This is a genomic window from Ideonella sp. (genome assembly GCF_041287625.1).
In the GTDB taxonomy this organism is placed as follows: domain Bacteria; phylum Pseudomonadota; class Gammaproteobacteria; order Burkholderiales; family Burkholderiaceae_C; genus Ideonella.
In genome coordinates, this window is the sequence record NZ_JBGGNH010000016.1 from 60,888 (window position 1) to 86,385 (window position 25,498).

At 68.8% G+C, this 25,498-nt stretch carries 20 protein-coding genes and 1 riboswitch; of the genes, 9 read left to right on the plus strand and 11 right to left on the minus strand.

The genetic code is table 11. The annotated features are described in order from the left end of the window. Positions 1 to 114: 114 nt before the first annotated feature. The 8 genes from ACAH41_RS06065 to ACAH41_RS06100 form a co-directional block, all read right to left on the minus strand. The gene (locus ACAH41_RS06065; protein ID WP_325648648.1) at positions 115 to 1,308 is read right to left on the minus strand and encodes a PepSY-associated TM helix domain-containing protein; all 1,194 of its coding nucleotides are present in this window, start codon (positions 1,306 to 1,308) and stop codon (positions 115 to 117) included. Next, a complete protein-coding gene (locus ACAH41_RS06070) occupies positions 1,308 to 3,461 on the minus strand; it encodes a TonB-dependent receptor plug domain-containing protein (protein WP_325648646.1) in 2,154 nt (717 codons plus the stop codon). Before ACAH41_RS06070 ends, ACAH41_RS06065 begins: the two co-directional genes overlap by 1 nt. 154 nt (positions 3,462 to 3,615) lie before the next feature. After that, complete coding sequence (uca, locus tag ACAH41_RS06075) at positions 3,616 to 7,239, minus strand: urea carboxylase (RefSeq protein ID WP_325648644.1); 3,624 nt, start codon at positions 7,237 to 7,239, stop codon at positions 3,616 to 3,618. A 356-nt stretch (positions 7,240 to 7,595) separates the two neighbouring features. After that, positions 7,596 to 8,264 (minus strand): urea amidolyase associated protein UAAP2, encoded by a 669-nt coding sequence (locus ACAH41_RS06080; RefSeq protein ID WP_325648642.1) that lies wholly within the window; start codon positions 8,262 to 8,264, stop codon positions 7,596 to 7,598. A 7-nt stretch (positions 8,265 to 8,271) separates the two neighbouring features. Continuing rightward, complete coding sequence (locus ACAH41_RS06085) at positions 8,272 to 9,075, minus strand: urea amidolyase associated protein UAAP1 (RefSeq protein ID WP_325648641.1); 804 nt, start codon at positions 9,073 to 9,075, stop codon at positions 8,272 to 8,274. A 25-nt stretch (positions 9,076 to 9,100) separates the two neighbouring features. Continuing rightward, the gene (locus ACAH41_RS06090) at positions 9,101 to 9,949 is read right to left on the minus strand and encodes an ABC transporter ATP-binding protein (protein WP_325648639.1); all 849 of its coding nucleotides are present in this window, start codon (positions 9,947 to 9,949) and stop codon (positions 9,101 to 9,103) included. 1 nt (position 9,950) lies between these two features. Next, positions 9,951 to 10,742 (minus strand): ABC transporter permease, encoded by a 792-nt coding sequence (locus ACAH41_RS06095; protein WP_325648638.1) that lies wholly within the window; start codon positions 10,740 to 10,742, stop codon positions 9,951 to 9,953. Between the two features lie 10 nt (positions 10,743 to 10,752). Beyond that, positions 10,753 to 11,790: an ABC transporter substrate-binding protein gene (locus tag ACAH41_RS06100; protein ID WP_325648637.1), complete on the minus strand. Its 1,038-nt coding sequence runs from the start codon at positions 11,788 to 11,790 to the stop codon at positions 10,753 to 10,755. 57 nt (positions 11,791 to 11,847) lie between these two features. Further along, positions 11,848 to 11,949, minus strand: a riboswitch (guanidine-I (ykkC/yxkD leader). A 405-nt stretch (positions 11,950 to 12,354) separates the two neighbouring features. Here ACAH41_RS06100 and ACAH41_RS06105 point away from each other — a divergent pair. Further along, on the plus strand, positions 12,355 to 12,645 hold the full coding sequence (locus ACAH41_RS06105) for a hypothetical protein (RefSeq protein ID WP_325648635.1): 291 nt from the start codon (positions 12,355 to 12,357) through the stop codon (positions 12,643 to 12,645). Between the two features lie 44 nt (positions 12,646 to 12,689). On the opposite strand, the gene ACAH41_RS06110 is transcribed toward ACAH41_RS06105, so the two are convergent. Further along, positions 12,690 to 13,787, minus strand: a complete 1,098-nt coding sequence (locus ACAH41_RS06110; RefSeq protein WP_325648634.1) for a flavodoxin family protein — start codon at positions 13,785 to 13,787, stop codon at positions 12,690 to 12,692. Positions 13,788 to 13,884: 97 nt separating this feature from the next. Next, positions 13,885 to 14,442, minus strand: coding sequence for a hypothetical protein (locus tag ACAH41_RS06115; RefSeq protein ID WP_325648633.1), 558 nt, complete (start codon positions 14,440 to 14,442; stop codon positions 13,885 to 13,887). A 294-nt stretch (positions 14,443 to 14,736) separates the two neighbouring features. Between ACAH41_RS06115 and ACAH41_RS06120 the strand changes: the two genes are divergently transcribed. The 4 genes from ACAH41_RS06120 to ACAH41_RS06135 are packed head-to-tail and all read left to right on the plus strand — an operon-like array spanning position 14,737 to position 20,461. Beyond that, entirely contained in the window at positions 14,737 to 17,832 is a 3,096-nt protein-coding gene (locus ACAH41_RS06120) for a response regulator (protein ID WP_325648632.1), read from the plus strand. Beyond that, entirely contained in the window at positions 17,829 to 18,737 is a 909-nt protein-coding gene (locus tag ACAH41_RS06125) for a CheR family methyltransferase (protein ID WP_325648630.1), read from the plus strand. Before ACAH41_RS06120 ends, ACAH41_RS06125 begins: the two co-directional genes overlap by 4 nt. A 9-nt stretch (positions 18,738 to 18,746) precedes the next feature. Further along, positions 18,747 to 19,373 (plus strand): chemotaxis protein CheB, encoded by a 627-nt coding sequence (locus ACAH41_RS06130; RefSeq protein WP_370538218.1) that lies wholly within the window; start codon positions 18,747 to 18,749, stop codon positions 19,371 to 19,373. Continuing rightward, complete coding sequence (locus tag ACAH41_RS06135; protein WP_325648627.1) at positions 19,373 to 20,461, plus strand: response regulator; 1,089 nt, start codon at positions 19,373 to 19,375, stop codon at positions 20,459 to 20,461. Before ACAH41_RS06130 ends, ACAH41_RS06135 begins: the two co-directional genes overlap by 1 nt. A 358-nt stretch (positions 20,462 to 20,819) precedes the next feature. Here the strand turns inward: ACAH41_RS06135 and ACAH41_RS06140 are convergent, their stop codons facing one another. Continuing rightward, a complete protein-coding gene (locus tag ACAH41_RS06140) occupies positions 20,820 to 20,996 on the minus strand; it encodes a DUF1328 family protein (RefSeq protein ID WP_141288651.1) in 177 nt (58 codons plus the stop codon). Positions 20,997 to 21,336: 340 nt separating this feature from the next. Between ACAH41_RS06140 and egtD the strand changes: the two genes are divergently transcribed. The 4 genes from egtD to ACAH41_RS06160 all read left to right on the plus strand — a co-directional run bounded on the left by egtD (position 21,337) and on the right by ACAH41_RS06160 (position 25,308). Next, positions 21,337 to 22,341: an L-histidine N(alpha)-methyltransferase gene (gene egtD / locus ACAH41_RS06145; RefSeq protein WP_325648625.1), complete on the plus strand. Its 1,005-nt coding sequence runs from the start codon at positions 21,337 to 21,339 to the stop codon at positions 22,339 to 22,341. A 7-nt stretch (positions 22,342 to 22,348) separates the two neighbouring features. Beyond that, positions 22,349 to 23,710 (plus strand): ergothioneine biosynthesis protein EgtB, encoded by a 1,362-nt coding sequence (egtB, locus tag ACAH41_RS06150; protein ID WP_370538219.1) that lies wholly within the window; start codon positions 22,349 to 22,351, stop codon positions 23,708 to 23,710. Positions 23,711 to 23,877: 167 nt separating this feature from the next. Then, a complete protein-coding gene (locus tag ACAH41_RS06155) occupies positions 23,878 to 24,339 on the plus strand; it encodes a hypothetical protein (protein WP_325648623.1) in 462 nt (153 codons plus the stop codon). Positions 24,340 to 24,372: 33 nt separating this feature from the next. After that, positions 24,373 to 25,308, plus strand: a complete 936-nt coding sequence (locus ACAH41_RS06160) for a hypothetical protein (RefSeq protein ID WP_325648622.1) — start codon at positions 24,373 to 24,375, stop codon at positions 25,306 to 25,308. Positions 25,309 to 25,498 lie beyond the last annotated feature (190 nt).

Consider the following 25,498-nt stretch of genomic DNA (forward strand, 5'->3'; position numbering starts at 1 on the left):
CCAGCAGCGGGACTGGCCCGCCGCCGCCCAGGTCCGCGCGCTGATGTTCATGGCTCGTTTTTCCGAGGACTTGTGCGACCGGCAGGCCCGGTTGGACGCTGCTTCAGCGTGGCCTTAACCGCCAGCCGAGACAGATGTCGGCCGGCTGCGTGCGCGGCTGGCTGCGCTGGCCCGCTGGTGGCGCCACCACAGCCACAGCCCGGTGCCGAACAGCAGGGCAGGCAGCAGGCCGAACGCCGTCCACAGCAGCCGCGCGAGCAGCCCCAGGGCTTCGGCGCTGTGCAGCGGGAAGATCCAGTCCAGCAGCACATTGCCTGCTGGCGCGTTCAGCGGATCGGACTGGCTCAGCACCCGGCCGCCGGCGTCCAGTCGCACGCGGGTGTTGCCGGTGTCCACCCGCGGCTCGCCGGCCTGCAGCAGGCGAAGCTCGTAGGGCGCTCCGGCCTTGGCCGGCAGGCTCAGGCGGGACCAGGTGGCAGCGGGAAAGCGAGACTGCGCTCGCTGCACCAGCTCATCCAGCGGCACCGCTGGGCTGGGCAGAGATGGGCCTGCATCCTTGGCAGCCGTCATCGGCTTTGCCTGCCGCGGCTGCGTAGGCAGCACCGCAGCCACAACAGTTCGAGCGCTGTCGCTGAAGACCATCATCGCGCCAGTCAGTGGCAGCAGGAGCAGCAGCGGCGCCAGCCACAGGCCCAGCGCGCGGTGAGCGTCAAACCACAGGCGCACGGCCGAGGCATCGGTCTTGATGCTCAGCGTGCGGCGCCAGGCCTCGCGGCTGCTGCGCCGCGGCCAGGCCAGCACCACGCCGCTGATCGCCAGCGCCAGCAGCAGCAGGCCACCGCTGCCAATGATCAGGTGGCCGGTCTCGCCGGCCAGCAGCCGGCTGTGCAGTTCGTACAGCGCGGGCACGGCGTGGGCGCGGTCCATCACCCAGGCGCCACGGTCCCGCTGGCCCAGGTAGCGGCCACAGGCTGGGTCCACGAAGTGTTCGCGGCGCAGGCCGGTGCGCGGGTCCCGCGCTTCCCAGACCTGGTAGCTGGCGCCAGCGTGGGTGGGCGCCACGATGATGGCGGGGCGGACCTGCGGTGCCTCGCGGGCCAGCACGGCCAGCACTGTTGCCAACGGCTTTTCCGGCTGCGCCGCGGTGCCGGCCCGGGCGCAGGCGCTGGGGCCGAACCACTGCGGGTTCAGGGCAGCGTCGAGTTCCGCCTGCCAGACCATCACGCTGCCGGTGAGGCCCATCATCGCCATCAACAGGCCGGCCAGCAAGCCTACCCAGCGATGGCCCCATGTCCACCATTTGCGCATCAGAACTGCCGCTTCCAGCTGACGGTGAAGGTCCGGCCGCGACCTGCGTAGTAGTCGTCATTGCCGCCAGAGTAATTGGCCTGGCCGTAGTAGGTGAAGTATTGGCGGTCCAGCAGGTTCTCGACGCCCAGGCCCAGGTCGCCCCAGCTGGAACGCCAGGTGGTGGCGAGGTCCAGCACGGTGTAGCCGCTGAAGTGCTCCGCCAGGCGGGTGGTGCCGGAGAGCTTGTCTTCATTGGCAGTGCGCGGCCGGAAGTGCGAGAGGGTGAGGCGGCCGCTCATCTCCGGTGCAAAGTCCCATTGGCCGGCCATCACCAGCTTGTCCGGCCCTTGCGAGCGGGCACCGAGGTCCAGGTCCAGCGGCTGGCCGGCGGCGGCGGCGGTGCGGCCGCGGGTGAGCGCGTAGCTGGCATCCAGCTTCAGCGTGGGCAGCACGCGCCATTGGCCGCTGAACTCGAAGCCCTTGACCTGGATGGGCACCCGCTGCACGGTGCCGATGCCGTTGCTGACCACGATCTGGCTGCCCAGCGAGGAGCGCGAGTCATAGACCGAAGCGCTGAAGCTCGCACCGGCGCCGCGCCAGGCCAGGCCCAGCTCGCGGTTGTTGGTGACGATGGGCTGCAGGTCCACCAGGCTGTCCACCGACTGGCCCGCCGTCTTGATGGCCCGCAGGATCAGGCCCACGTCCGGCATGCCGAAGCCTTCGTTGTACGAGACGAAGCTGGACCAGCCGCTGTCGCCGAAGCGCCAGACGCCGCCCAGGCTCTTGACCAGCTTGGCCGAATCGCGCGTGCCGCCCTGCACCGCGCGGTTGCCGTAGAAAGCCAGTGTGGTGTAGCTGTCCACGTCCAGGTGGCTGTTCTCGTGGCGCAAGCCGGCGCGCAGGGTCAGGTCGTTCCAGGTGTATTCCAGCTGGGTGAACGGCGCCAGGCTGCGGTACTTGAGCGGCGGCACCCAGGTGCGGCCGGTCATGGTCAGCTTCTGCGAGGAAGTGTCGTGCAGCAGGTCCACGCCACCGGTGAACTCCAGGCCATGCAGCCCGAAGTCCGGCCGCACCCAGCTGCTGCGCAAGCCCCATTTGTCGGCATCGATCTGGCTCTGGTCCACCAGCGTGCCGGTGGGGGCGAGGCTGGCGTCCTGGAAGGTGGTGATCACGCCGCCGGTGTAGCGGGCGCTGAAGGTCTGCTTGAAGAGCTGCACCGAGGCCACGCCGCCGGCCAGGTCGCTGTCGCTCCATTCCAGGCTGGTCGAGCGCACCTGGTTGCGCGGTGCCTGCCAGTCCAACGTACCGTGTTGCGCCGAGGTGGGCAGGCCGGTGTCGCGGTCCCCGTCCACATCGACCCAGTCGTCAAAGCCGTCTGCGTGGAACTGGTTGAGCATCAACTGGAAGCGCTGCGTGCCGACCTGCTGGCCCAGCTTCAAGTAGGCATCCCTGGCCTGGTGCAGCGATTCGGTGGCCAGGTAGCGGCCGTCGCCGTCCACCCCAATGTCCTGCTCGCGCTTGCCCAGGTAGAGCAGCACGTCGTAAGGGTTCTCGCCTTCGCTCAGGTGCTCCAGCATGTAGCCTGCCTTCCAGCCCTGGCTGTTGCTGTGGCCCTGGGTGCTGTACTTCAGCTCCACCGTCTGATGGGTGCCGGGCGTCTGCGGCGTGCGGGTGATGGTGTTGACGATGCCGCCGGTGGCGCCCATGCCCTGCACCGCCGAAGCGCCGCTGACCACCTCGATGCGCTGCACGATCATCGGGTCGGCGAAATAGCCTTCGCGGCCGCCCAGCCGCAGCGGGTTGGTCTGCGGAATGCCGTCCAGCAGCAGCAGGGCATTGCGCCCGCGCAGGCCCTCGCCGAAGTTGCTCAGCTTCTGCCGAGAAGGTGCATAGCCCGGCACCTGGACAGCCAGCAGCGCGCTCGGGTCTTCGCTGATCAGGCCCTGGGCCTCGATCTCGCTGCGGCCGATCACGCTGACGGCACCGGGGATCTTCTCCACCGCCTTGCCGCCCCGCGTGGCGGTGACCACCACCTGTTCGGGCGGCGGGGGCGGGGTGACGGCTGGCGCATCGCCCGTCGTTTGGGCTTGGGCGCCCAGGCTCATCAGCGCGGCGGCCAAGGTGGTCAGCGCCAGATGCGGCGCAATGGAGACGGTGGAGTGATCGGGCATGAGGTGAGAAGCGGACTGCGGGAAAACCATGAATTCTATTGCGAATGATTCGCAACACACCTTGCGATGCTTGCTTCTGAACCCTTCGGAACCAGTGCGCCACTGCCCGGTTGGCACGCATGCGGATGCTTCTTCCGCTTTCGCAGGGCCTCGATCAGGCGGTCAGCCACACCACTTCCTGCCCCGCACCCACCGCGCCACCCTCGCGGCAAGCCACGCGCCAGACCTGGCCCGCGCAGGGCGCCACGACCGCGAACTCCATCTTCATGGACTCGACGATGACCAGTGTGTCGCCTTCGGCCACGGTGTCGCCTTCGTTGACCAGCACGCGCCAGACGCTGCCGGGCACTTGCGAGTGCACGGCGCGGGTGCCGGGGGGTCGTGGGTCGTCATCGCTCGGCGCGTCGGCCTCGGGTTCGCCGACGTATTCGGCCTGGCCGGCCTCGCGCCAGCGTTCGCGTTCGGCATCGAAGGCGGCTTGCTGGCGGGCCTTGTGGGCGACGATTTCGGCGGCGTGTTCGGCCAGCAGCGCGCGGTAGTCCTTGAGGCGGAACGTGCCTTCCTCGATGCGCAGGCGCAACCGGCCGGCGGGGAAGTCGCGGCGCATCTGCAGCAGTTCGTTTTCGCTGACCGGGTAGAAGCGGATCTGGTCGAAGAAGCGCAGCAGCCACGGCTTGCCGGCTTCGAATTCCAGCGCGCCGCTGCGTGCATCGCGCCAGCGGTTCCACATCTGCACCGTGCGGCCGACGAACTGGTAGCCGCCCGGGCCTTCCATGCCATAGACACAGAGGTAAGCGCCGCCAATGCCCACCGCGTTTTCGGGCGTCCAGGTGCGGGCCGGGTTGTACTTGGTGGTGACCAGGCGGTGGCGCGGGTCCACCGGCGTGGCCACTGGCGCGCCCAGGTACACATCGCCCAGGCCCATCACCAGGTAGCGTGCGTCGAACACCGTGCCGTAGACCTGCTGCACCGAATCCAGCCCATTGATGCGGCGGATGAACTCGATGTTGCTGGGGCACCAGGGCGCGTCCGGCCGCACCGACTGCATGTACTTCTTGATGGCGAGCTTCGTCGTCGGGTCGTCCCAGGACAGCGGCAGCCAGACGGTGCGCGAGGGCACTTCGAAGTCGTCGCTGCGTGGCAGCGCGTGGTCGGTGGCCAGCAGCAGTTGCAGCAGGGCCTCGCGGCTCAGGCGCGTCGGGTCGTGATGCACCTGCAGCGAGCGGATGCCCGGCGTGAGGTCGACGATGCCGGGCAGCTCGCCCGCGTCCCGCCTGGCCTGCAGCGCCAGCATCAGCGCATGCACCCGCATGCGAAGTTCCAGGTCCAGCACCTGCGGGCCGTATTCGACCAGCAGGTAGCGGTCCCCCGCCTGGCGCACCACCATCTCGGGCAGCTCGCCTTCGGCCGGGTCGCGCAGCAGCACCGGGCTGTGCAGCGCCGTGACCTGCTCGGCTGGCGTGCAATCGGGCAGCCGTGGCCACGGCGCGTCCAGCGACTCGACCAGCGCGTCTTCGGCGGTCTGCAACACCGCAGCTTGCTCGGCATTCAGGCACCGGAATCGGATGGTGTCGCCCGGACGCAGCTGGCCCAGCTTCCAGCGCTCGGCGGCCACCACCACGGCCGGGCAGACAAAGCCGCCCAGGCTGGGCCCGTCCGGCCCGAGGATGACCGGCATGTCGCCGGTGAAGTCGATGGCGCCGATGGCGTAGGCGTTGTCGTGCAGGTTGGACGGATGCAGCCCGGCTTCGCCGCCGTCCGGTCGCGCCCACTCGGGCTTGGGGCCGATCAGGCGCACGCCGGTGCGGCTGGAGTTGTAGTGGACCTGCCAGCCGGCCGCGAAGAAGGCTTCGATGTCGGCCGGCGTGAAGAAGTCTGGCGCGCCATGCGGGCCGTAGAGCACGCCAATGTCCCAGTGCTGCGCATAGGCAGGCGGCTGAAGCGCTTTGATGGGGGCCGGTGCGCTGGTCTTGTCGGCCAGATGCAGCAGGTCGCCGGTGCGCAGCGTGCGACCGCCATGGCCGCCGAACTGGCCCAGCGTGAAAGTGCTGCGGCTGCCGAGGTACTGCGGCAGGTCCAGCCCGCCACGTAGCGCCAGGTAGGCCCGCGCGCCTGCGCCTTGCACGGCGCCCAGGCGCAGCACGCTGCCGGCAGGCACGGCATGCGAGCGCCAAGGGGGAAGCGGCTGGCCGTCCAGCGTGGCGCCCATGTCGGCGCCGGTCAGTGCGATCACCGCGTCCGCATGGAAGCGCAGCGCCGGGCCGGCGAGGGTGCATTCTAGGGCGGCGGCATTGCTGGCATTGCCCACCAGCCGGTTGGCCAGGCGCATGGCCAGGCCGTCCATCGGGCCCGAAGGTGGCACACCCACGGCCCACAGGCCTTGCCGGCCCGGCCAGTCCTGCACGCTGGTCTGCACGCCGGCTTCCAGCACTTCGACGGCCCGCGGCGCCCAGCTGAACCGGCCGAGCGTGGCGGTGATGACACGGCCCTCGCGAAAGGTTTCGCTGCTGACCACCGCGCGCAGGTAGCGCAGGTTGGTTTCGATGCCGGCCAGGCGCGTGGCGTCCAGCGCGGCGGCCAGCTTGGCCACGGCCCCTTCGCGCGTGGCGGCGGTGACGATCAGCTTGGCCAACATCGGGTCGTAGTTCGGCGGCACCTCGGTACCGGCTTCGACCCAGCCGTCGACCCGCACGTCGTCTGGCCAGACCACTTCGGTGAGCAGCCCGGCGCAGGGCTGAAACTGGCGGGCCGGGTCTTCTGCGTACAGGCGCACCTGGATGGACGCGCCCTGCGGCGCCGGTGCGACCAGCGGGAAGGCCTCGCCGCGTGCGAGCTTCACCATCCACGCCACCAGGTCGATGCCGGTGACCTGCTCGGTCACGCCGTGCTCCACCTGCAGCCGGGTGTTGACCTCCAGGAAGTAGAAGGCGCCGGTGGCCGCGTCCAGCACGAATTCCACGGTGCCAGCCGAGCGGTAGTTCACCGCGCGGCCCAGGCGCAGCGCGGCGGCCTGCAGCGCCTCACGGGTTTCGCCTGGCAGGTGCGGGGCCGGCGTTTCTTCGATCACCTTCTGGTTGCGCCGCTGGGCCGAACAGTCCCGCTCGCCCAGCGCGACGACCTCGCCCCGGCCGTCGCCAAACAGCTGCACCTCGATGTGTCGCGCCTGCTCGACGAACTTCTCCAGGAACAGCCCCGCGTCCTTGAAATTGGCCCGTGCCAGGCGCGACACGGCCTCCCAGGCGGCCGCGAGTTCGGCCTCGTCGCGCACCAGCCGCATGCCGATGCCGCCGCCGCCCGCGGTGCTCTTGAGCATCACCGGGTAGCCGATGCGCGCGGCCTCGTGTCGCGCCTCTTCGGCGTCAACCAGCAGCCCGCTGCCGGGCAGCAGTGGCACGCCATGCGCCAGCGCCAGTTCACGCGCGCTGTGCTTCAGGCCGAAGGCACGCATCTGCGCTGGCGTGGGGCCGATGAAAGCGAAGCCTGCCGCTTCGCAGGCTTCGGCAAAACCGGGGTTCTCAGACAGGAAGCCGTAGCCGGGGTGGATCGCGCCGGCGCCGGTCTCGCGTGCCACGGCGAGGATGCGCTCGGCATTCAGGTAGCTCTGAGCGGCGGGTGCGGGGCCAATGCAGACCGCCTGGTCGGCCATTGCGACATGGCGCGCATCGGCGTCCGCCTCGGAGTAGACCGCCACGGCCTTCAGGCCCAGCGCATGCAACGTGCGGATGATGCGGCAGGCGATGGCGCCGCGGTTCGCGATGAGGACTGTATTGAAAGACATAGGACCTTCACCTGTGAGGTGAGGGCGGGCCGTCCCGCCGGGTCTTGGGCAGCGACTCAGGTCGTCCTGAGGCCGTGAAGAAGGCGACGCGCTTTCCCATCCGTTCGCACTGAGCTTGTCGAGGTGCCTGCGCGGCGGCACACGGCTTCGACAGGCTCAGCCCGAACGGGGGAGAGGGCTTAGACAGGCTCAGCCCGAACGGGGCACGGTGTCATGGGATTTTTCTTTCCGTTCGCACTGAGCTTGTCGAAGTGCCTGCGTGAAGGCACACGGCTTCGACAGGCTCAGCCCGAACGGGGCAGAGGGCTTTGACAGGCTCAGCCCGAACGGGGTGTTGTGTCGCGGCATTCGAAGACTCAACAGTCCCTGTCCCAGATCAAGACCTGGGCGGAGGTTGGGTCGTAGCCGTTGCAGGGGTTGTTCAGCTGTGGGCAGTTGGAGATCAGGAGCCACAGGTCGATCTCGGCGCGCAGTTCCACGTACTTGCCGGGTGCGGAGACGCCATCGTCGAACTTCAGCCCGCCTTCGGGGGTGACCGGCACGTTCATGAAGAAGTTGATGTTGGGCGCCAGGTCGCGCTTGCCCAGGCCGATGTCGGCGGCCAGCAGCGCGCTGAGGAAGTTGTCGCGGCAGGCGTGCATGTGGCGCTTGCCGAGCGCATAGCGCACCTGGTTGCTCTCGGTGGAGCAGGCGCCGCCCAGGGTGTCGTGGCGGCCGCAGGTGTCGGCCACGACGGTGGCCATCTTGCGGCCGGTGTTGCTCATCAGCACCGAGCCGGTGGTCAGGTAGATGCCGCCCTGGGCCAGCATGGTGTTGGTGGCGCTGTAGCGCTCGCCCAGCGGGGCCTGGGCGTAGAACAGCGCGTCGATGGCCTGGTTGCCTTCGAGGTCGACCAGGCGCAGCGTCTGGCCGGCCTGGATGGCCAGCAGGCAAGGCTCGCCTGCCGGCACGGTGTGGTCGTGCAAGGCGTCCGCCGGGTCCAGCGGGCTCTCCTGGATGCGGAATGCAGTGGCGTTGGCAGTCATCGCGGCCTCAGGCAAAAAGCAGTTCGGTGTTGTGCAAAGCACGGGCGTTTTCCGGGCGGAAGCTGCGGCAGAAATCCTCTGCCGGCGCAGTGCCGGAATGCCAGGCCGCCAGGCCAATGCGGCCGGGCGTGTAGACGGGCGCAGGGTCCAGCGCATGCGGCGCGCTGCTGTAGGCCAGCAGCAGGTCCATCTCGCAGCGCAGTTCCAGCGTGCTGCCGGGCTTGGCATGGCGCTCGGCGAACTGGAAGCGGCCTTCGAGGTCCACCTGCACCTTGCTGAAGGCATTCACCGGCGCGATCAGGTCGCGCGGCGCGAGGCCGAACTTGGCCAGTTCGACCTGCAGGCCTTCGCGGCCGGCGCGGGCCATATCGTTGCGGTGCGTGGCATAGCGCTGGGCTGGGTACTTGGCGGCGAGCAGGGCTTCGTCCAGCAGCGCGCCCAGCGGGTCATGCCAGCCCAGCGTGTCTTCGGTGATGCTGGCCATCGCGCGGCCCATGTCACTCATCAGCACGTGGCCGCGGGTCAGGTGGGCGGTGTGCTGGGCCTTCAGCGTGTCGGGCATGTTGTAGCGCTCCAGCAGGTCGACTGCGGCATACAGCACGAAGCTGAAGTTGGCCGAGGCGTCCAGCGCGACCATGCGCAGCGAAGTGCCGCGGCGCAGCAGGCGCGCGCCGTGGCAGCCGCCGGGCACGATGTCGGACCACAGCACTGCATCCGCCGGCAGCGTGGGCGCGAACTCGCGCCACAGCGCGGGCGTGTCCACCGGCGCGCTGGCCGGCGGGTTGTCCAGGGTGTGGACCAAGGTTTTCATGTCGGTCTCCAAAAGAGGTGCCGCTTTACGCGGCGGCCTGGCTGAGCTTTTCGAGCAGCTCCAGGTCGGTCTTCATGCCCGAGGTGTCGCGGATGCGTTCGAGGATCTCGCGCTTGAGCGCGAGGAACTCCGGGGCCAGCTTCATGTCCTGCTTGCGGCGGGCGGGCAGCGGCACCGGGTAGATGGTGTCGATGCGGCCGGGACGCGGCGCCATCAGCACCACGCGGTGGCCGAGGTACAGCGCCTCTTCCACGTCATGGGTGACGAACACGATGGTGCTGCGCTCCTGCCGGTGCACGTGGGCGATCAGGTCGTGCATGACCTCGCGGGTCTGCGCGTCCAGTGCGCCGAAAGGTTCGTCCATCAGCAGGATGGGCGGGCCGCTCATCAGTGCGCGGGCGATCGCCACGCGCTGCTGCATGCCGCCGGAGAGCTGGTTGGGGTAGGCGTCGCGCACGGCGTCCAATCCCATCAGCTGCAGCAGGGCATCGGCCCGGCCGCTGGCAGCCTCCACGTCGCTGCTGCTGCTGTCCCGGGTGTGGACGGAGAGCCGGCGCACGAAGCGGATGTTCTCGATCACCGTCAGCCACGGATAGAGGCTGTAGTGCTGGAACACCATGGCCCGGTCCGGCCCCGGCCCGGCAATCGGCTGGCCGCAGACGCGCAGCTCGCCCTGGTCGTGCCGCTCCAGCCCGGCCATGCAGCGCAGCAGCGTGGACTTGCCGCAGCCCGAGGCGCCGACGAGGGTGACGAACTCGTTCGGCGCAATGTCCAGGTTCACGTCCACCAGCGCCGGCTGCTTGCCGCCGGGGTAGGTCTTGCCCAGGGCCCGGCAGCAGAGGGACGGCATCACGTCCAATGTGGCGAGGGTCATCTCAGTGTCTCCCGTACATCCATGGGAAGGCCTTGCGGTGCAGCAGGCGGAACAGCTGGTCGATGGCCAGCCCGATCAGGCCGATCAGCAGGATGCCGGCGAAGATCTTGTCGGTCTGCAGGAAGCGCTGGGCCTTCAGGATGGCAAAGCCCAGCCCCGAGTTCGCGGCCACCAGCTCGGCCACCACCAGGTAGGTCCAGGCCCAGCCCATGGTCACGCGCAGCGTGTCCAGCAGGGCCGGCTTGGCAGACGGCACGATGACCTGCTCGACCACTTCGCGCCGGGTGGCGCCCATGGTCTGCGCGGCCTCGATCTGCGCCATCGGCACGCGGCGCACGTCCTCGGCCACCATCAACACCATCTGGAAGAAGGTGCCGATGAAGATGATGGCCACCTTCGCCCCTTCGCCAATGCCCACCCACAGCATGACCAGCGGCACGAAGGCGACGGCCGGCATGTAGCGGATGAAGTCCGTCAGCGGCTCCAGCAGCGCCTGCATGGCGCGCCAGCTGCCGATGAACAGGCCCAGCGGCAATGCCAGCAGCGCGGCCAGCGCCCAGCCGGCGACCACGCGCAGGATGCTGATGCCGGCGTCGCCCAGCAGGTCGTCCTCGGACCACCAGCTGGCGATGCGGCCCAGCACCTTTTGCGGCCCCGGCATGAACACCGACTCCACCTGGCCACTGGCTGCCAGCAGGGCCCAGCCGGCCAGCGGCAGGATCAACCCGGCCAGCGCCAGCGCGAGGTAGGTGCGGCGGCCGATGGCCTGCCGGATCTGCAGGATCTGTGACATGGGCGCCGCCTCACTTGGCAGCGGTGGCGGTGCCCAGGGCCTCTTGCAGCAGCGAGCCGTCCACGCCGGCCGCTGCGTCTGGCTTGCCGTCGATCAGCTTGTGCTCGGTGAGGAAGGCGGCGATGGTGGGTGCCACGGCGACCAGCGACTGCGGGTTCTTGGCGTCGAAGGCGGCCTTGTTGGTCGCGGCGTCGAAGAAGCGGGTGCCGGGCAGGAAGACCTGGTATTCGTCTGGCTTCATGCTGACGACCTTGGCCATGATCTTGGCGGCTTCGGCCGGCTGCTCGCGCACGAACTTCTCGACCTCGAACCACGCGCGGATCATGCCGACGAACTCCTTGCGCTTGGACGCGATGGCCTTCTCCTGCGCCACCAGCAGGTCGGGCACCAGGCCCGGCATGTCCTTGGAGGTGAACAGCGCGCGGCCCTTGCCGGACTGCTGGATCTGGTTGACCCACGGGTTCCAGACCACGGCGGCGTCCACACGCCCGGCCAGGAAGGCCGCGGCGGCGTCGCCGGCCGGCAGGTTGACGATCTTCACGTCGGCCGGCTTCATGCCGTTCTTGGCCAGCGCGGTGGCCAGCACGAAGTGCGAGATGCTGTACTGCTCCAGCGCGATGCTCTTGCCTTTCAGGTCGGCGTAGCCCTTGATCTTGGGCGAGACCATCAGCGCGTCGTTGCCGGCCGAGTTGTCGTTGACCAACACGGCCTTGAGCTTGATCCCCTTGGCCAGCGGGCCCAGCGTGTCGCTCCAGGTCTGGCTGTTGGCGTCCAGCTGGCCGGAGGAGAGGGCGGAGATCGAGTCGGTGTAGTTGGCGAACCAGACCAGCTTCACATCGGCGCCGTTTTTCTTGAAGTACCCCTTTTGGTCGGCGATGTACCAGGCGACCCAGCCCGGCCAGTCGGACAGCCCGACCTTGACCTCGGCTTGCGCCGCTTGAGGCGAGACGGCAGCGGCTGCGCAGCCGAGCAAGGCCACGGCAAAGGTGGCGCGGCGCAGGGCCGAACGGGCGGCGGCAAGGGCGGAAAATTTGGCAACGGAAGACATGGGCGGGGCACTCCGGCTGGGTTGGGACGAACGGCGAGAGGGACCTCTGACGAAGCCGCCTCCCGGGTTTTTGTCCCGCCGTGTAACGTGCCTTGCGGCCCGCCGGCAGCTCTCGGACCAGACACCGCCGAAGCGGTCGGAACCCTAGCCACCATTCAAAGAACGGCGCTGTCTCGGCCGTCCCTCTCGGGCGGAAGGACATGCAAGCGATGTGCCAGGGCGGTTGCAGGCCTTTGGCGTCGTTGCCGGCGGCCGCTGGGCCGCCGGAGCACCAAGCTGAAGCGCCTCGCGGTGCGCGCCGCCTCGGCGCGGGGCGAGGACGCACCACGAGGCCACGGTGTTGCTGGCGGTGTTGTTGGCGCGCCGCCAAATGCCTTGAAAGACCCGCGATGACGCCGGTGTTCCGGGCTTGGAAAGCAGCGGTCCTGGCTAAGATTCCGCCTGCACAGTGATCGCCGCCTGGCGCTTGCGCGCGCCGGTTCCGCACCGGGCGTGTTCGACTGTTGCCCGAATTTCCCGCCTTGCCGTCTTTTTCCCCGCAGCTTCTTTCCCGCAGGCCGACTCATGCAGATCCTGGGCATTCAATGGCGCAAGCCGACTTTCAAGGCCTTCACCGAAGCCTCGGTGGTGGGCCTCGGCCTGTGGCTGTGTGGCGTGGCCGCGATGCTGCAGGCCAACCCGCAGGTGGGCGCCGACGAGGTCGGCGCGCTGCTGCTGATGGTCTGGTGGTTCAGCCTGGGTGCGCGCATGGGGCTGGACCTGCGCACCGGCGTGCGGCCGCTGCTGGTCAACCTCGGCATCGCGGCGATCCTGCTGGGCTGCTACAGCGCGGCCTGGCACTGGCTGGCGATCTGAAGCCGGCCACCTGAAGTCGGCCACCTGAAGTCGGCATTTCCCGCTCACTTCATGCGGGGCGGCGTCAGCTTCGCATCCGGCTGCGGCAGCTTGCCTTCGCGCAGCAGGCCCACCGCCGCGGCCGCCGCGCGTGCCACGTTGCGCACTTCTTCCTGCACGGCCTCGTCGCGGTCCAGCGCCTGGTGGCTGTTCCAGTACGGTTCGCAGTAGCCGACGTAGCGGTCCAGCTGCGACTGGCGGCCGGCTTCGATCAGGCCCATCCAGTTCAGCCAGTCGGCCAGGTTGCGCCGCTGCGATTCGATGCCGGCGACGTCGCCATGCACCACCAGCCCGAAGACGCGGCCAGCCAGGTGCTTGGGATAGTCCCAACCCTTCTGCTCGATGGCCTTGGCTTCCTCCGGCTTCTTGCCATGCGTGCTGCTCGGGTCCGGGTTGCCGCCATCGGCACACACCAGGCGGTCGATCATCAGCTTCAGCGGGCTGGGCGACTGGTACCAGTAGGTGGGCGCGAGCAGGATCACGCCATGCGCGGCGACCCAGCGCTCGTAGATGTCGGCCATCCAGTCGTGGGACTGGCCCAGCGCGTGGTTGGGATAGCAACTGCACGGCCAGTGGCAAAGCGGCATCGCGGTGGATGCGCAGCCCTTGCAGGGGTGGATCTCGCGGCCGTATTCGGAGGTGAGTTCGCTAAGGTCCAGCAGGTCGGCTTCCAGCCCCTGCGCCTGCAGCACTTCCTTCGCCAGGCCGGCCAGGCGCCAGGTCTTGGAGACTTCGCCGGGGCAGGTGTTGTCGTTGCGGGCGCTGGCGTTGACCAGCAGCACGCGGGATGCCGTGGCCGGCTCGCGCTGGCGCGCCTCGGCTGCACGAAGCCGCTCACACGTGGCCAACCATTCCACCGAGGTCTCGTAGCCCGGGTCCGCAAAGCCGGGGCCTGCCGGGCGCGTGATGGGCGATTTGCGGCTGTCCTGCAGCGCCTGCCAGGCGATTTCCTCGATGCGGCCCAGCGCTTCGCGCTCGGCCTGGAAGGCGGGGTCGTAGAAGCGGCGCTGGAAGCGGATGCTGAACTCGGCCCGGCTCAGCGGTGGCTGGGCCTGGCCCTTGCGGACCTCTGGGGCATCGGGATGGCGAGGATCTGTGGCCACGGGGCCTCCGGTGACAACAAGGCGCGCATGAAAAAGGCGCCGACAGAGCGGCGCCTTCTGGCTGGCTGCGTCAGCCCGGAGGCATGACGCGATCAGTTCACCAGCTCTGGTTGTAGCGGGCCTTGGCAGAGGCCACGCAGGTGTCCTTGGCGTCGCCCGACAGGCCGTCGCACTTCTCCTTGGCCACCTTGTACTCGGCGGTCATCTTGGTGTCGAGCGCGTCCTGCTCGGCGTTGACGATCTTCTTGTGCGCCTTCAGGTCGGCCTTGGCGGAGTCATGTGCAGCCTTGGCTTCCTTCACGCAGACGTCCTTGGCGTTGCCGGCCAGGTCGTCGCACTTTTCCTTGGCCACCTCATAGCGGCCATCGGATTGCGCTTCGGCCAACCTGGCTTCATCGGTCGGCTTGCCGGTGTAGTTGAATTCCAGGCGAGCCTTGGCGACCTTCTCGTTGGCCTTGGCCTGTTCGACGCAGATGTCCTTGGCGTTGCCGGTCTGCTTGTCGCAGCTGTCCTTCTCGGCCTTGTAGGTGGTCTCGATGTCCTTCCTGGCGCCGTCGTAGGCACTCTTGCTGAAGTTGTTGGCCTGGGCCGCGCCGAAGCAGCAGAGCGCAGCAATGGCCACGAGAGATTTGTTCAGCAGCTTGGAGTTTTTCATGATGTTGTCCCTTGGAAAGGTTGGTTGCTTGATCGGCGGGTGAACCCGGGGACTGCCCCGGGCCCATGCAGTTGCCACACGTCCCGCCTTCTGTCCTTGCCTTGGCCCGGGGCTTCATCTGCTGTGGTGGATCAGGAGATGAGCCGGTCCTTTGGCGTGATCGAAGTGTCTGGCGCCGTGGTGGGTATTGCCAGCCGGTGGCCGCCGCGGCGACATGTAGGTTCCGGCCTACAGACTTCGCGCGGACCGTCGGCAAAAATTCCGCTGCGTCGCCCAAGCCTGCTGCCTGACTCCATGCCGTTTTCGTCGTACCAAACCGTAGACCGCCGTGATCACCTGGTACTGGCCGCGGCGCTGCTGTTTGAGCTGGGCCTGTTGCTGGTGGACGTGCTGACACCGCTGGGCTTTGCCGAGTGGGTGCTGTACCTGCTGCCGCTGTCGCTGTCGCTGTTGCAGCGGCGGCCCAGGGTGCCCTACCTGCTGCTGGGCGTGGCGCTGGTCTTCACTTACCTGGGGTTGATTTTTTCGCCGCCGGGATCGGCGTCGATTTTGCTGCTCCATGTGAATCGCGGCATGGGCGCGATGGCATTCGTCGTGATGGCGGTGGTGGTCTCGCGGGTGCTGCGACAGCGGGAAGCCATGCAGCGCCAGCTGTGGCTGCAGCAGGCGGAATCGGCGCTGGCGCAGCGCCTTGCCGGAGAGCTCACGATCGAGCAGGTGGGCGAGGCCTGCTGTGCGATGCTGTGCGGCTGGCTGACGCCTTCGGTGGCCGCGGCCTATCGGCGCGACGGCGAACGGCTGCTGCGATTTGGCAGTCACGCGGCCGACCTGGCCACGCTGCCGGCGACGCTCACGCTGCAGGACGGCCTGCTCGGCGAGGCCGCACGCCAGGACCGATTCAATGCGCTGAGCCCGGCGCCGGAGGGGCACCTGGGGCTGCAGTCCGCACTGGGCCGCAGCCTGCCCGAGCACCTGCTGCTGATGCCGCTGCATGCGGAGGGCCGCAACGTCGGCGTGATCGAACTCGGTGTAGCGCGTGCCACGCTGGACCTGCCGCTCTGCGAGGAGCTGGCGCTCCGTGTCAGCGAAGTTGCAGGCGTGGCCTTGCGCAGCGCCGTCTACCGGCTGGAGCGCCAGGCCATGCTGGAGGAAACCCAGCGCCAGGCCGAGGAACTGCAGGCCCAGCAGGAAGAGCTGCGCGTGTCGAACGAGGAGCTGGAGGAGCAGGGCCGCATCATGCGCGAGTCGCAGGCCGAGCTGGAGACGCAGCAGACCGAACTGGAGCGTGTCAACGGCCAGCTGGCGCTGCATGCGCGGGCCATGGCCGACAAGCAGCAGGAGCTGCTGCAGTCGCAGGCCGCGCTGCAGGCCAATGCCGAGGCGCTGGAGGCTGCCAGCCGCTACAAGTCCGAGTTCCTGGCCAACATGTCGCACGAGCTGCGAACGCCGCTGAACAGCTCGCTGATCCTCTCGCAGCTGCTGGCGGCCAACAAGGAAGGCCGGCTGAGCGAGGAGCAGGTGCGCTTCGCCCGCGCGATCTTCGATGCCAACAACGACCTGCTGGCATTGATCAACGACGTGCTGGACCTCTCCAAGATCGAGGCCGGCCATGCCGACCTGCAGCGTGAACGCGTGCCGCTGCGGGAACTGGCCACGCGGCTGCAGACGGTGTTTGCCGCGCTGGCCGAGAAGAAGGGCCTGGGCTTCGAGGTGGCGCTGGACCCGGGCCTGCCGGAGCACATCTTCAGCGACAGCCGGCGCCTGCAGCAGGTGCTGAAGAACCTGCTGGCCAATGCAGTGAAGTTCACCGTCAACGGCAAGGTGACGCTGGCGCTGCAGCCGCTGGCCGGTGGCGCGGTGCGCTTCGAGGTGCGCGACACCGGGGTGGGCATTCCGGCCGACAAGCACGAGGTCATCTTCGAGGCCTTCCGCCAGGCCGACGGCTCGACCAGCCGGCAGTTCGGCGGCACCGGGCTGGGCCTGTCGATCTCGCGCGAGCTGACGCAGCGCCTGGGCGGCACGCTGGCCTTGCACAGCACGCCGGGGCAGGGCAGCACCTTCACGGTGGACCTGCCGGCCGAGCTGCCCGAGCAGCCGGCGCCGGACGCGCCCCGCGCGCCCCATCCGGCAGCGCCGGCGTTGCCGCCCGCGGCCGGCCCGGCCGCACCCAAGGCGACGGCACCACCCATCGAGCTGCCGCCCGGCCTGGGCCGGGACAGGCGGGTGCTGCTCGCGGTGGAGGACGACAGCACCTTCGCCGCCACGCTGCGCACGCTGGTCGAGGAACTGGGTTTCGACTGCGTGGTGGCCAACAACGGCGAGCAGGCGCTGGCACTGGCGCGGGAGCTGCGGCCCAGCGGCGTGCTGCTGGACGTGGGGCTGCCGGACGTGTCGGGCCTGTCGGTGCTGGAGCGGCTCAAGCGCGACCCTGGCACGCGGCACATCCCGGTGCACGTGGTCTCGGGCCTGGAGCGCAGCCACGCGGCGCTGACCATGGGTGCCATCGGCCACCTGGTGAAGCCGGCGCTGCGCGAGCACCTGGTCGAGGCCATCGAGCGGCTGCGGCACCGGCTGGACCATCCGCTGCGCCGCGTGCTGGTGGTGGAGGACGACGCCGAGCTGCGGCAGAACCTGCAGCTGCTGCTGGCTGCGCCGCAGGTCGAGATCACGACGGTGGGCACGGTGGCCGACGCGCTGACGGCCCTGGGCGCGACCACCTTCGACTGCATGGTGACCGACCTGGCACTGCCGGACGGCAGCGGCTTCGACCTGCTCGAGCGCATGGCGCGCGGCGAGCGCGAAGGCTTTCCGCCCGTCATCGTCTACACCGGCCGGGCGCTGAGCCGCGACGAGGAAACGCTGCTGCGCCGCTACTCGCGCTCCATCATCGTCAAGGGTGCACGTTCGCCGGAGCGCTTGCTGGACGAGGTGACGCTGTTCCTGCACAGCGTGGAAGCGGCGCTGCCGGGCGAGCAGCAGCGCCTGCTGCAGGCCGCGCGCAGCCGCGACGCGGTGCTCGAAGGCCGGCAGATCCTGCTGGCCGAAGACGACGTGCGCAACATCTTCGCGCTCAGCAGCGTGCTGGAGCCGCTGGGCGTGCAACTGCAGATCGCCCGCAACGGCCGCGAAGCCCTGGAACGGCTGGACCGCCAGCCGCCGGTGGACCTGGTGCTGATGGACATCATGATGCCGGAGATGGACGGGCTGGAGGCCATGCGGCGCATCCGTGCCCGCCCCGATGGCGCCGACCTGCCCATCATCGCGCTGACCGCCAAGGCCATGGCCGACGACCGCCAGCAGTGCCTGGAGGCCGGTGCCAACGACTACCTGGCCAAGCCCATCGATGTCGACCGGCTGGTCTCTCTTTGCCGTGTCTGGATGCCCAAATGACAGGCCCGCGCCGCCCGCCTTCGCCGCCGGAACCGCCGGTGACCGACGCCGTGCAGCGCGAACGCAGCGAGGCCGTGGCACAGGCCGATGCGCTGTTCGACATCGAGATCAGGCTGTTGCTCGAAGCCGTCTTCCTGCGCTACCAGCACGACTTCCGCCATTACGCCCCCAGCTCGCTGCGCCGCCGCCTGCACCAGGCGCTGCAGGCCATGCGCTGCGAGCGGCTGGCGGAGCTGCAGGACAGGGTGCTGCGCGAGCCCGATGCCTTCTCGCAGCTGCTGCAGTTCCTCACCATCCAGGTCAGCGAGATGTTCCGCGACCCGGCCTACTTCCGCGTGCTGCGCCAGGAGGTGGTGCCGGAGCTGCGCACCTATCCGTCGCTCAAGCTGTGGGTGGCTGGCTGCAGCCATGGCGAGGAGCTGTGGTCGCTGGCCATCCTGCTGCACGAAGAAGGGCTGCTGGAACGCAGCATCCTCTACGCGACCGACATCAACCCGGTGGCGCTGCAGCGCGCCGAGGCCGGCATCTACCCGCGCGAGCGCATGCCGCTGTTCAGCCGCAACTACCTGGCCGCCGGCGGCAAGGCCTCGCTGGCCGACTACTGCACCGCCGCCTACGAAGGCGTGATGTTCGACCGTGCGCTCAAGCGCCAGGTGGTCTTCGCCGACCACAGCCTGTCGACCGATGCAGTGTTCTCCGAGGTGCACCTGGTGTCCTGCCGCAACGTGCTGATCTATTTCGACCGCGACCTGCAGGACCGCGCGGTGGGCCTGTTCCGCGAGGCGCTGGTGCGGCGCGGCTTCCTCGGGCTGGGCAGCCGCGAGTCGCTGCAGTTCGGCGCCCATGCGCATCTGTTCCAGCCTTTCCATCCGCAGCCCGATGTGCGGCTGTACCAACGTCTGTGACCCACGCTCGTGAGTGACCGCAGCATGCCCATGGACTGGCCCGGCCCGGCGCTCAAGGCGGTGGTGATCGGCGCTTCTGCCGGTGGCGTCGAGGCGCTGCTGGCGCTGACCGCAGCGCTGCCGGCCGATTTCCCGGCCCCGGTGCTGGTGGTGCTGCACCGGGCGCCGCAGCCCGAGGGCAAGCTGTCGCCCGCGGCGCTGCTGGCCAGGCGCTGCGCGCTGCCGGTCGAAGATGCCTGGGCCGGCCAGCCGCTGAAGCCGGGCCGGGTGCTGCTGGCACCGGCGGACTACCACCTGCTGGTCGACCCGGGGCCGGACGGGCCGGTGGCGGCGCTGTCGGTGGACGACGCGGTGCTGTGGTCGCGGCCGGCGATCGACCCGCTGTTCGAAAGCGCGGCGCATGAATACGGCGCCGGCCTGCTGGCCATCGTGCTGACGGGGGCCAGCGCCGACGGCGCGGCCGGCGCGCTGGCCGTTCGTGCGCACGGCGGCCGGCTTTGGGTGCAGGATCCGGCAGAGGCGGTGGTGCCGACCATGCCGCAGGCCGCGCTGGACCTGGCCGGCGCGGACCAGGTGATGAGCTTGAACATGATGTGTGATGCCCTGGGCCGGACCCGGGCGGGGGGAGAAAGATGATGGCTGCCAAACCTTTGAACATCCTGGTCGTCGACGATGTGCCGCAGAACCTGCTGGCGATGCGAGCGTTGCTCGCCGCAGACGATTGGCATGTGCTGACCGCCGACTCGGCCGATGCCGCGCTGGAGCTGCTGCTGCAGCACGACGTGGCGCTGGCGCTGCTGGACGTGCAGATGCCCGGCCTGGACGGCTACGCGCTGGCCGAGCTGATGCGCGGCGCAGAGCGCACCCGCCACGTGCCCATCATCTTCCTGACCGCTGGCTCGATGCAGGAGCAACGCAGCTTCCGTGGCTACGAGGCCGGCGCGGTGGACTTCCTCTACAAGCCCTTCGACGGCCGGGTGCTGCGCAGCAAGGTGGCGATCTTTGCCGACCTGCACCGCCAGAAAGCCACGCTGGCCGAGAACATGGCCGAGCTGCAGCGGCTGACGCGGCTCAACTCGACCATGCTGTCGGCACTGTCGCACGACATCCGGGCGCCGCTGGCCGCGCTGGCGCTGAATGCCGAGCTGCTGCTGCGCTCCGACAAGCCCGGCCCCGGCTCGGCCGGCGCCCGCATCAAGGCCGCCATCACCATGCTGAGCCGCCAGGTGGACCACCTGGTGAACCTGGCCCAGCTGCCCAGCGCCGAATTGCGCCCCAGCCCCGTCATGACGGACCTGGCCGCGCTGACGCAGGCGCGGCTGGAGATGGCCCAGGGCAATGGCTTGTTGAGCCAGATGCCGGCCTTCGAGGCGGTGGGCGACACCCAGGGGCTGATGGACCGGGCGATGCTGCAGCAGGCGCTGGACCACCTGCTGCTGCAGGCCACGAGCTACGCGGGCGAAGCCGGGCTGAAGATCGAACTGGATGGCGACCAGCGGCGCTTGCTGCTGCTGCGCATCAGCTTTGCCGGTGTGCTCAGCGACGCTGCCAGTCAGCACTTGTTTGGCGGCGGCGAGGCGGTGGAAGGCATGGCCGCGCCGCGTGTGGGGGCCGGGTTGTCGCTGCCGGAGCAGGTGGCGCGCGCGCATGGCGGCTCGCTGATCGGCCGCTCGCGCCTGCGCGACGGCACGCAATTCGAGTTGATGCTGCCGCGCGGGATCTGACGCGGCAGCCGCATAAAAAGGCGCCCGCCACGTCGCCGTGGCGGGCCACCAAAAAAACCAGCGTCATCGCCGGTCCTTCTCAAACGAAAAACAGGAATTGCAGGCAGCTCATTGCAGGTTCCGCGCCAGCCGCAGGCCATGGGGCCGGGCCGGCGCCCGGCATCCGCACCGCTGTCCCAGGGGAAGTGCGGTTTTGTGGGCCTCTTGTGCCGCGGTGAACGTTACAAACATTCACTTCCGGCCCTGCCTGGGCCGGCCCAGGGCGATATGAGTGACGCATTTGGTCGCCTCGGCCGCGACGTTTCACGGCGCTTGGCCGCAAATTGGCGGGCCACCGCTGTTGGCGGCCGACCCCCGGCTATTTCCTCAGCGCGCCAATGCCCAGCAAGGCCAGCACGACAAACAGCAGGCAGATGGCCAGGAACACGAAGAACAGCACTTTGGCAATGCCGGCGGCACCAGCGGCCACGCCGCCAAATCCCATCAGGCCGGCAATCACCGAGATCACCGCAAAAATAAGGGCCCACTTGAGCATGATGTTGTCCTGTTGATTTCACGAAGGGGCCACGAAGCTGTTCGCCGGGCGGGGCGCCGGCGAGCATTTCGGGGCATGGTGGGACTGTAGGAAACGGCGGCCTCCACAGCCGTCGGTGGCGGTGCAGGCGGCTTGTAGGACAGGGCCCTGAGCCGGGTGAGGCGGGTGAGCGCCAACTCGGGCGCTCGCGCATTGTTGATCGCCTGGTTCGTGTTTTGGTGTATTCCCTTGGGGCTGGCGCCCGCGCGCGTGTCAGGCTGAAAACGCGGCGCAGTCCTACACTGCGATGCGGGGGCGAGAGGCGATGCTGCGTCCGTCCACCGCAAGTCCAGGGAGAGCCATGCGCGCCGTGTTCGACTCGATTCCCACCCTCCGCGACGTGGTGTCGCGCACCCAGCCGCGAGGCCTCACGCCTGCGGATGCCGCCCCAGTGGATCCGGCGCACGCGGCCATCGTCGCCGCGCTGCTCAAGCCGGCGGCGAGCATTTCACCGAAGTACTTCTACGACGAGCAGGGCTCGGCACTGTTCGAGGCCATCACCGAGGTGCCCGAGTACTACGTGACCCGCACCGAGCGGGCGGTGATGGTGCGCCATCACGAGAGCATCGCCAGCGCAGTAGGGGCGTGCAGCAGCATCATCGAGCTGGGCGCCGGCAGCTGCAAGAAGGCCATGTCGCTGTGCGAGTTGCTGGATCCGGATCACCTGGTCGTGGTCGACATCAGTGGCGACTTCCTGGCCACGCATGCGCGGGCGCTGCAGGCCGGGCTGCCGTGGATGCAGGTGCACCAGGTGGTGGCCGACATCACCCGCCCATTCGAGCTGCCGCCGGAACTGCCAGCGCAGCGCCGGCTGGTGTTCTACCCGGGCTCGTCGATCGGCAATTTCGAGCCGGCCGAGGCCTGTGCATTGCTGGGCCGCGCCCGCGGGGTGAGCGGCGACGACGGTGCGCTGCTGCTGGGGGTCGACCTGGTCAAGGATCCGCAGATCCTGCAGGCCGCCTATGATGACCATGCCGGGGTCACCGCGGCGTTCAACCGCAATGTGCTCAAGCACCTGAACACGCTGATCGGCAGCGACTTCGAGCCCATGCAGTGGCGGCATGTGGCGCTGTTCAATGCGCAGCGCAGCCGCGTCGAGATGCACCTGGAGGCCACCCAGGAACTGGAGGTGCGATGGACGGGTGGCGGCCGGCGTTTTGCGGCCGGCGAGCGCATTCACACCGAGAACAGCTACAAGTACACGCCGGACCGGCTGCAGGACCTGCTGGCCACTGCTGGCTATTCGCGCGTGCGCTGCTGGACCGATGCCCGCGGCTGGTTCGCCGTGGTGTTGGCACAGCCTTGAGTTCGCGATGGGTGCCGCGATGCTGATCGATGAAGTGGTGGCGCCGGCTGGGCCCGTGCACGCGGCCGTGCCGCTGGCGCAGCGCTACCACGCGGTGCGCCAGCATTCGCTGGGGCTGGTCGCACCACTGTCTGCCGAGGATTGCTGCGCGCAGTCCATGCCGGATGCCAGCCCGGCCAAGTGGCACCTGGCCCACACCACCTGGTTTTTCGAGACCTTTGTGCTGGAACGCTGGGAGCCGGACTTCGCACCCTTCCACCCCGGCTTCCGCATGTTGTTCAATTCGTACTACGACAGCGTGGGCGAGCGCCATCCGCGGCCTGCGCGCGGGCTGCTGACCCGGCCTTCGCTGGCCGAGGTGCTGATCTACCGCCAGCAGGTCGATGCCCGCATGGGCGCGCTGCTGCAGCAACTGCATGCCAACGCCGAGGTGCAGTCACTGGTGACGCTGGGGCTGCAGCATGAACAGCAGCACCAGGAGCTGATGCTGACAGACCTGAAGCACCTGCTGTTTGCCAACCCGCTGCGGCCGGCCTATGTGGCCAGGCCGGCCCCGGGGGATGCAGCGGAGGTCGCGGGTGCGTCCAGCCCGGCCAGGCCATTGCGCTTCCAGCAGTTTGCCGGCGGCCTGGTGGAGATTGGTCACGCACCCGGATCGTCGGACGACGAGGCCGCGGCATTCGCGTTCGACAACGAGCTGCCACGACACCGCGTGTACCTGGCGCCGTATGCGATCGCGGATCGGCTGGTCTGCAATGGCGAGTACCGGGCGTTTGTCGAAGACGGGGGTTATGACGATCCGTTGCTGTGGCTTTCCGAAGGCTGGGCCTGGCGCCAGGCGGCTCAGCACCGGCACCCGCTGTACTGGCAGCCCGGCGCGCCTGGCGCATGGCTGGCCTTCACGCTGGGCGGGCTGCAGCCGCTGCGCGACGCCGAGCCTGTTGCCCACCTGAGCTACTTCGAGGCCGATGCCTTTGCCCGCTGGGCCGGTGCGCGGCTGCCGACCGAGGCTGAGTGGGAGCATGCCGCCAGCGCGGCGTGGGCCGAGGCGCGGCTTGGCTTGCCGCTGACCGAGCGCTTGCACCCTGAGCAGGCTGGGGAGGCCCAGGCGCAGTGGTTTGGCACGCTGTGGCAATGGACGCAGTCCAGCTACACGCCGTACCCTGGCTTCCAGGCCGCACCAGGTGCGGTGGGCGAGTACAACGGCAAGTTCATGGTCAACCAGTACGTGCTGCGTGGCAGCTCGTGCGCGACGCCGGCCGACCATGCCCGGCCGAGCTACCGCAACTTCTTCCCGGCCACGGCCTGCTGGCAGTTCAGCGGGCTGCGCCTGGCGAAAGACCTGCGCGACTTGCCGGCTGGTGGCTGACCGCGATGCCGCGGAGCGGTGGGCCAAGTCCTACAGGCCCCGTTGGCATCGCCTGACACCAGCGCCCGAGGGCGGGGCATAAGCTGACATTCATCCGGCCAACACCGGTTGTCACTTTCTTCCCAACGCACGGTTTTCACTGTGCGGCCCTCCCAAAGGAGTTCCCCATGAAGACGAACAAGACCCTGCTCTCCGCCATCACCGCTGCGACCGTGGCGGGTGCCCTGTCGATGGCCTACGCCCAGTCCGAACCGGCCCCGTCGCCGACCTCGGTGCAGGCTCCGACGACCGAGTCGTCGGCTCAGCTGCAGGCCATGCACGACCGCGAGCAGCAGCGTGAAAAGGCGCGGGAGATTGCCCGCCAGCAAGCGCTGGACGCAGCCGAAGCGCAGCGCGCCGCGAACGAGGCTGCGGTGGCGCAGCAAGCTGCGCCGACGACGCCGCCCGCTGCTGACACCAGTGGATCCATGAGCAGCGGCACCACCCCGGCTGCGCCGTCTGACCAGGGCTACAACAGCTCGACCACCACGACGCCGGACCAGAGCCAGGGCTACAACAGCAGCACCGACAGCAGCAGCATGAACAGCAGCTCGACCTCGATGCCGGCCCCGCAAGCCGATCGCAACTAAGCGACTCGTCCAGCCATCCCGGTCCTGGCCACCATGAACACGAACCCTGAGCACTCTTCGTCGCGCCGCCCTGAATCCGCTTCCGGGGCGCCGCGCGACAGCGCCTGGTTCGAAGGCATCCAACGGGGTCTGTGGATCGGGCTGGCGGCCGCGGCCGTCATCCTGCCGGTGCAGTACCAACTGCGCCAACACCGCCTGGCAGACCAGCGTGCGGCGGTGGCGATGGCGCCCAATGCTGAGCAAGCGCCCGCGGCCTTGCAACCGCAGGCGCCTGTCTCTGCCGTTCCGCCGCCAGTGCGCGCGATGGTGGTGGACTGGCACGGCGAATCGGCCTCCGAGCCGGCCCGCAAGCTGGCGCAATGGGTGGCGGCTTCGCACAACAACGAAGGCATGGATTTCGTGATCGTCGACAAGCACAACACCAAGGTGTTCGTGTTCGCCTCCGACGGCCAGCTCAAGGGCGCCACGCCTGTGCTGCTGGGCTCCAAGGTCGGCGATGACTCGGTGCCCGGCATTGGCCAGAAGCCGATTGCCGACGTACGCCCCGATGAGCGCACCACCCCTGCGGGCCGTTTTCTTGGCCAGCGCGGCATGAACGCGATCAACCAGGATGTCGTGTGGGTCGACTACGCCGCCGCCGTCTCGATGCACCGCGTGCGCACCACCAACGCCAGCGAGCGCCGGCTGGAACGCCTGGCCACACCGACCACCGCGGACAACCGCATCTCCTACGGTTGCATCAACATGCCGGTCGCCTTCTTCGAGCAGGTGCTGGCCCCCACTTTCGCCAGGCAGCGCGCGGTGGTCTATGTGTTGCCCGAAGTGAAAAGCCTGCAGACCGTGTTCGGCATTCCGGATCAGTTCGACGCGCCGCCCGTGACCGCCACGGCCGACGAAGCCCCGGTGATGCCGAAAAACAGGTCGCTGCGCGCGCCGCTGGCTGCCGCAGCGCTTGCCGCCAAGGGTTGAACACCCATAAACACTAGAAACTGCCAGTATTTGCCGCAACTCCTGCAAACCCTGCACTGCTAGCATTCCCGCCTGACACGACCGGACACGTTTGTCCGCGTCAGTGGTGTCGCTGGACATTGGCGAGGCGGGGTGCATGGGTTTGGTTGCTTGGCGTTGGCTGAAGGCTGCGGCCTCGGCATGGGTATTT

Bases quoted from the DNA above. Each gene is read 5' to 3' on its own strand.
- ACAH41_RS06065 (WP_325648648.1), bottom strand. From the start codon at position 1,308: ATGCGCAAATGGTGGACATGGGGCCATCGCTGGGTAGGCTTGCTGGCC.
- ACAH41_RS06070 (WP_325648646.1), bottom strand. From the start codon at position 3,461: ATGCCCGATCACTCCACCGTCTCCATTGCGCCGCATCTGGCGCTGACC.
- uca (WP_325648644.1), bottom strand. From the start codon at position 7,239: ATGTCTTTCAATACAGTCCTCATCGCGAACCGCGGCGCCATCGCCTGC.
- ACAH41_RS06080 (WP_325648642.1), bottom strand. From the start codon at position 8,264: ATGACTGCCAACGCCACTGCATTCCGCATCCAGGAGAGCCCGCTGGAC.
- ACAH41_RS06085 (WP_325648641.1), bottom strand. From the start codon at position 9,075: ATGAAAACCTTGGTCCACACCCTGGACAACCCGCCGGCCAGCGCGCCG.
- ACAH41_RS06090 (WP_325648639.1), bottom strand. From the start codon at position 9,949: ATGACCCTCGCCACATTGGACGTGATGCCGTCCCTCTGCTGCCGGGCC.
- ACAH41_RS06095 (WP_325648638.1), bottom strand. From the start codon at position 10,742: ATGTCACAGATCCTGCAGATCCGGCAGGCCATCGGCCGCCGCACCTAC.
- ACAH41_RS06100 (WP_325648637.1), bottom strand. From the start codon at position 11,790: ATGTCTTCCGTTGCCAAATTTTCCGCCCTTGCCGCCGCCCGTTCGGCC.
- ACAH41_RS06105 (WP_325648635.1), top strand. From the start codon at position 12,355: ATGCAGATCCTGGGCATTCAATGGCGCAAGCCGACTTTCAAGGCCTTC.
- ACAH41_RS06115 (WP_325648633.1), bottom strand. From the start codon at position 14,442: ATGAAAAACTCCAAGCTGCTGAACAAATCTCTCGTGGCCATTGCTGCG.
- ACAH41_RS06120 (WP_325648632.1), top strand. From the start codon at position 14,737: ATGCCGTTTTCGTCGTACCAAACCGTAGACCGCCGTGATCACCTGGTA.
- ACAH41_RS06125 (WP_325648630.1), top strand. From the start codon at position 17,829: ATGACAGGCCCGCGCCGCCCGCCTTCGCCGCCGGAACCGCCGGTGACC.
- ACAH41_RS06135 (WP_325648627.1), top strand. From the start codon at position 19,373: ATGGCTGCCAAACCTTTGAACATCCTGGTCGTCGACGATGTGCCGCAG.
- ACAH41_RS06140 (WP_141288651.1), bottom strand. From the start codon at position 20,996: ATGCTCAAGTGGGCCCTTATTTTTGCGGTGATCTCGGTGATTGCCGGC.
- egtD (WP_325648625.1), top strand. From the start codon at position 21,337: ATGCGCGCCGTGTTCGACTCGATTCCCACCCTCCGCGACGTGGTGTCG.
- egtB (WP_370538219.1), top strand. From the start codon at position 22,349: ATGGGTGCCGCGATGCTGATCGATGAAGTGGTGGCGCCGGCTGGGCCC.
- ACAH41_RS06155 (WP_325648623.1), top strand. From the start codon at position 23,878: ATGAAGACGAACAAGACCCTGCTCTCCGCCATCACCGCTGCGACCGTG.
- ACAH41_RS06160 (WP_325648622.1), top strand. From the start codon at position 24,373: ATGAACACGAACCCTGAGCACTCTTCGTCGCGCCGCCCTGAATCCGCT.